General features: G+C 62.7%; 6 protein-coding genes and 2 pseudogenes. 7 read left to right on the forward strand and 1 reads right to left on the reverse strand.

Features of this window, described 5'->3' with window-relative positions:
* Both WAN71_RS06260 and WAN71_RS06265 read left to right on the forward strand, forming a co-directional pair.
* Nucleotides 1-351 (forward strand): annotated as a pseudogene (locus WAN71_RS06260) (hypothetical protein); the annotation flags it as partial.
* A pseudogene (locus WAN71_RS06265) lies at nt 335-499 on the forward strand (RNA-guided endonuclease TnpB family protein); the annotation flags it as partial. The pseudogenes WAN71_RS06260 and WAN71_RS06265, both read left to right, overlap by 17 nt.
* A 45-nt stretch (nt 500-544) precedes the next feature.
* On the opposite strand, the gene WAN71_RS06270 reads toward WAN71_RS06265, so the two are convergent.
* The gene (locus WAN71_RS06270) at nt 545-1,540 is read right to left on the reverse strand and encodes a phosphotransferase family protein (protein WP_422224508.1); all 996 of its coding nucleotides are present in this window, start codon (nt 1,538-1,540) and stop codon (nt 545-547) included.
* Between the two features lie 82 nt (nt 1,541-1,622).
* On the opposite strand from WAN71_RS06270, the gene WAN71_RS06275 reads away from it, so the two are divergent.
* From WAN71_RS06275 to WAN71_RS06295, 5 genes are all read left to right on the forward strand, one after another.
* Entirely contained in the window at nt 1,623-2,069 is a 447-nt protein-coding gene (locus WAN71_RS06275) for a nuclear transport factor 2 family protein (protein WP_422224504.1), read from the forward strand.
* Nucleotides 2,066-2,479, forward strand: coding sequence for a hypothetical protein (locus WAN71_RS06280; RefSeq protein WP_422224505.1), 414 nt, complete (start codon nt 2,066-2,068; stop codon nt 2,477-2,479). Before WAN71_RS06275 ends, WAN71_RS06280 begins: the two co-directional genes overlap by 4 nt.
* A gap of 71 nt (nt 2,480-2,550) precedes the next feature.
* A complete protein-coding gene (locus WAN71_RS06285; RefSeq protein ID WP_422224506.1) occupies nt 2,551-3,480 on the forward strand; it encodes a class I SAM-dependent methyltransferase in 930 nt (309 codons plus the stop codon).
* Nucleotides 3,481-3,648: 168 nt separating this feature from the next.
* Complete coding sequence (locus WAN71_RS06290) at nt 3,649-3,915, forward strand: hypothetical protein (RefSeq protein WP_422224509.1); 267 nt, start codon at nt 3,649-3,651, stop codon at nt 3,913-3,915.
* Complete coding sequence (locus tag WAN71_RS06295) at nt 3,912-4,067, forward strand: hypothetical protein (protein ID WP_422224507.1); 156 nt, start codon at nt 3,912-3,914, stop codon at nt 4,065-4,067. The genes WAN71_RS06290 and WAN71_RS06295 overlap by 4 nt, the downstream gene beginning before the upstream one ends.
* The last annotated feature ends 116 nt before the right edge of the window (nt 4,068-4,183 follow it).

Consider the following 4,183-nt stretch of genomic DNA (forward strand, 5'->3'; position numbering starts at 1 on the left):
GTGTGGAACTTGGCGGTCGAGCAGCAACTGCACTGGCAGCCGGGCCGCCGCGCGCCCGGATACAACGAGCAGTGCGTTCAGTTGACCGCGGCCCGCGCCGAACACCAGTGGTTGGCAGCGGGGTCGCAGACGGTGCAGCAGCAGGCGCTGCGGGATTTCGCCCAAACGATGCGCAACTTTTTCGCGGGAACGCATCGCCGACCGACGTGGCGCAAAGCCGGCGTGCATGAGGGCTTCCGGCAGGTGGCGGTCAAAGCCCATCACATCCGACGTCTGAACCGGCGGTGCGCAACGATGTGCCGTTTGCGGGCACACCGCGCCCGGAAACCGTCAGAGCCAAGCGGTTTTTGAGTGCCAAGCCTGCAACGCGGGTCCGTGCAACGCCGACGTGAACGCTGCACGCAACATCGCGGCCGGACGGGCGGTGACAGCACGGGGAGACCTCGGCACCAGCCGGTCTACGAACCGTGAACCTCAACTCTGCTCTCCTGCCGCATAGGTAGTGGATTGGATTGGATCCTCTGGCTTCAGCCAGAGGAGGACGTCAAGCCGTCTCCATTAGCTCCAACGCCTGCTCGAACAGACTTACCGTGGCGGCATGCAGGAGGTCGCCGACTTCCTTCGGCGCCTTGCCGGCGCTGGCCCTGGCCAGCGTGCCCTCCAGCACGATGCCGAGCTTGAAACACGCCAACACCGTGTACCAGGTGGTGTGTGACAGGTCGCGGGTGGTGTTGCGGGCATACTGCTCGACCAGGTCAGCAGTGCTGGCCAATCCGCCCATCTCAAAAAGAGTGCCGCCGAACGCGCTGGATGCGTCGGACGGGCGCCAGGTGGCCAGCAGCCAGCCCAGGTCCAGTAGCGGGTCACCGATGGTGCACATCTCCCAGTCGACGATGGCGACGACCTCAGGACCGGTCCGGGAGAACATCACGTTGGCGGCGTGGTAATCGCCGTGCATAATCCCCGGCGTCCACACCGACGGCCGACCTTGTTCGAGCCAGTTGGCGACGTCGTCAACGCCGGGAATGTCGGGCCCGGGATAGTTTTCGAACTCTCGATACGATTCCAACTCCGAAAGCCAGCGTGGCACTTGGCGTTCCAGGAAACCCTCCGGCTTGCCGAAATCGCCGAGCCCGACGGCGAGGTAGTCGACGGCCCCCAGCTTGGCCAGGGCTTCAGCCATCGACAGCCCCATCCGGAACCGCACGGTCGGGTCGCCGGCATGCAGCGCAGGCAACTCTTCGCCGGCGTTGAACCCGTCGATGGGTTCCATCAGATAGAAGACCGCATCGCCGAGCACACCTGGCTCGTCGCAGCTGGCGATCAGGTGTGGATGCGGTACGTCGGTGCCGGACAGCGCCGCCAGTATCTGGGTCTCCCGCATGATCACGACGTTGCTGCGCGGGCGCAGGTGCTTCGGCCCGCGTCGCAGTACGTATGGCCGGCCGGATCGGGTGAACTGCAGCATGATGTTCTGCGTCCCGCCGCTGATTTTGGAAACGTCTTCCAGCGGGCCGTCGCCTATCCCCTGCTGCGACATCCACTCGGCCACGGCGGCTAGCTCTTCTATGGCTACTGGGACCTCCACACTGGGAGAAGCTACCGTCTGCAAGGATCGCGCTATGACGCCACCGGTGATTACACGTTGGACCTCGATCATCGAGAACGGCCGTACCGACGAACTGGACGCTCTGGTCGCCGACGACGCCGTATTCTTCTCGCCCGCGGTGTTCACCCCGCAGGAAGGCCGAGACAAGACCTTGATGTACCTCAAGGCGGCTGCGAAAGTGTTCGGCGATACCGATTTTCATTACGTCGAGCATTGGTATGACGAGCACTCCGCGATCCTTGAGTTCGCCGCGACGATCGACGGCATCTATGTCAACGGCATCGACATGATCCACTGGAACGACGACGAGCAGATCGTGTCGTTCAAGGTCATGCTGCGGCCGCTGAAGGCGTTGCAGACGATCATGCCGGCGATGGCAGAGTTGTTGCAGCAGTGGACGACCGGTGACGGCCCGCTGCGCCCGGCTTCGCCGCGCTTGCGACCGTCACGAGGACCATGACCGATCGGCCGGCCCGACTGAGCGACGTCCATGAGATCGCGGCGGGGATGCCGTATGCGCGGCGCATCGAAGGGCCGAAGGGTAACGCGGTCTACCAGGTGGGCGGCAAGTCGTTCGTGTTCTTCCGCACCCCGCAACCTGATGCCGTCGACCCCGAAACCGGGGAACGCCTCGGCGACGTGATCATGATCTGGGTGGAATCCGAGAGCGAGAAGTTGGCGCTGGTGCAGGACCCGGATTCACCGTTTTTCACGACGGTCCGGTTCGACGACCACCCATCGGTGTTGATACGGGCCAGCAGGCTAGCCGATGTCAGCAGAACGGAGCTGGCCGAGCTCATCCAAGATGGCTGGCTGTCGCGCGCATCGACGCGTCGGGCGGCCGAGTGGATCGCGGCTCACCGGCCGTAGCTGTTTGCGCCCAGGCACTTCTCAGGCATGCGGCGTACTGTCCGATGCTGGCTGGAGATGGGAGAACAAGGATGCCGCGAACCGACAACGATTCCTGGGAAATCACCGAAAGTGTGGGGTCGACAGCGCTCGGAGTTGCCGCGGCTCGCGCGGCCGAAACCGACAGCGCGAACCCGCTCATCCGCGATCCTTTCGCGCGGGCATTTCTCGAGGCGGCCGGCGATGGCATGTGGAACCTGATGGCGAATCCCAGCAACGCGGCCGAGCTGACCGATGACGTGGATCTGCTGGCCCACCTGCAGGTGATGATCGACTTCATGGCCGTGCGCACAGCGTTTTTCGACGAGTACTTCCTCAACGCGGCGGCGTCCGGCGTTCGACAGGTGGTGATCCTGGCAGCCGGCTTGGATGCGCGCGCGTGGCGGCTGCCATGGCCCGACGGGACCACCGTGTACGAGCTGGATCAGGCCAAGGTCCTGGATTTCAAATCGACCACCCTGCAGCGCCGCGGCGCGCACCCGACGTCGAGGTTGGTGAGCGTCGCGATCGACTTGCGGCAAGACTGGCCAACAGCGTTGCAGGAAGCGGGGTTTGACCCATCTCGGCCGACCGTATGGTCGGCTGAGGGGCTACTTCGGTATCTGCCCGCGCGGGCCCAGGATCTGCTGTTCGAGCGGATCCAGGCGTTGAGTCCGTCCGGCAGCTGGTTGGCTACCAACGCACCCGCGGAGAGCGCGCTGGATCCCGAACGGTTGGCCCGTCAGCGTGAACAATCGCACCGCCTGCGCGCCGCGGCAGCCCGGGTGCTCGACGCCGAGGTGCCCGCAGATGAAGACCTCTGGTACCCCGAGGAACGTACCGACGTGACCGAATGGTTGCGTGATCACGGTTGGGACGCGTCGGCGATCACGATGGGCGAGATGCTGATTCGATACGGACGCCACGTTCCGGCAGACGACATAGTGCCGCCAACTGTGTTCGTATCTGCGCAGCGGCGATAACGAATCCTTGGCTCGCAAGAGAACCGGTTACGCAGTGCTAATCGGTACGGCGTAGCGCATCTGAGCCTGCGCGTCGTTAGACCTGTGTCAAATTACAATGTTTGGATACCTGCCGACGCGGGTATTCCGGCATCTGCTGTTGACCCGACGGTTTTTGCTCCGACGTTGATGGAGGCGAGGATGCGTGGCGGAGGTTTAATCGGTGCGATTGTGGTGGTTTGGTTGGTGATCGGCGTGATCGCCGCATTCCAGCGAGGCTACCTGAAAAACAACGACCAAAATTGTGCCTCTTTAGGCACGATCGCAGTCACTGTGCTTGTCGGTCCCCTGAACTACGCGGGTGTCAACCCAAAGGTGGCCGATTGTCATTTGCCGCAACCCAGTTCGATGCCTGCCATGGACATCGACCACCTGATCGGAATGGAGGCGTCATGATTGCCTTGGGCATCATCTTGCTAATAGTGGGATATGTCCTCAAGGTGTATGTCCTAGAGACGATCGGCATCATCTTGCTGGTGATCGGTGCGGTGCTATGGGTTCTGGGCTCCGTTGGCCGGCCGGTCGCCGGCAGACGTTACTGGTACTGACGCGAATCAGCGAAAAACCCTCACCGAAACATCTGAAAAGGAGTTGTCATGATCATCCTCGGAATCATCTTGTTAGTCCTCGGTTATCTGTTGCCGATGTATCTGCTGACTTACAT

This window comes from Mycobacterium sp., assembly GCF_049280035.1.
Taxonomy (GTDB): domain Bacteria; phylum Actinomycetota; class Actinomycetes; order Mycobacteriales; family Mycobacteriaceae; genus Mycobacterium.

Excerpts from the sequence above, each read along its gene's own strand:
- WAN71_RS06270 (WP_422224508.1), bottom strand. The coding sequence starts at position 1,540 with ATGTCGCAGCAGGGGATAGGCGACGGCCCGCTGGAAGACGTTTCCAAA.
- WAN71_RS06275 (WP_422224504.1), top strand. The coding sequence starts at position 1,623 with ATGACGCCACCGGTGATTACACGTTGGACCTCGATCATCGAGAACGGC.
- WAN71_RS06280 (WP_422224505.1), top strand. The coding sequence starts at position 2,066 with ATGACCGATCGGCCGGCCCGACTGAGCGACGTCCATGAGATCGCGGCG.
- WAN71_RS06285 (WP_422224506.1), top strand. The coding sequence starts at position 2,551 with ATGCCGCGAACCGACAACGATTCCTGGGAAATCACCGAAAGTGTGGGG.
- WAN71_RS06290 (WP_422224509.1), top strand. The coding sequence starts at position 3,649 with ATGGAGGCGAGGATGCGTGGCGGAGGTTTAATCGGTGCGATTGTGGTG.
- WAN71_RS06295 (WP_422224507.1), top strand. The coding sequence starts at position 3,912 with ATGATTGCCTTGGGCATCATCTTGCTAATAGTGGGATATGTCCTCAAG.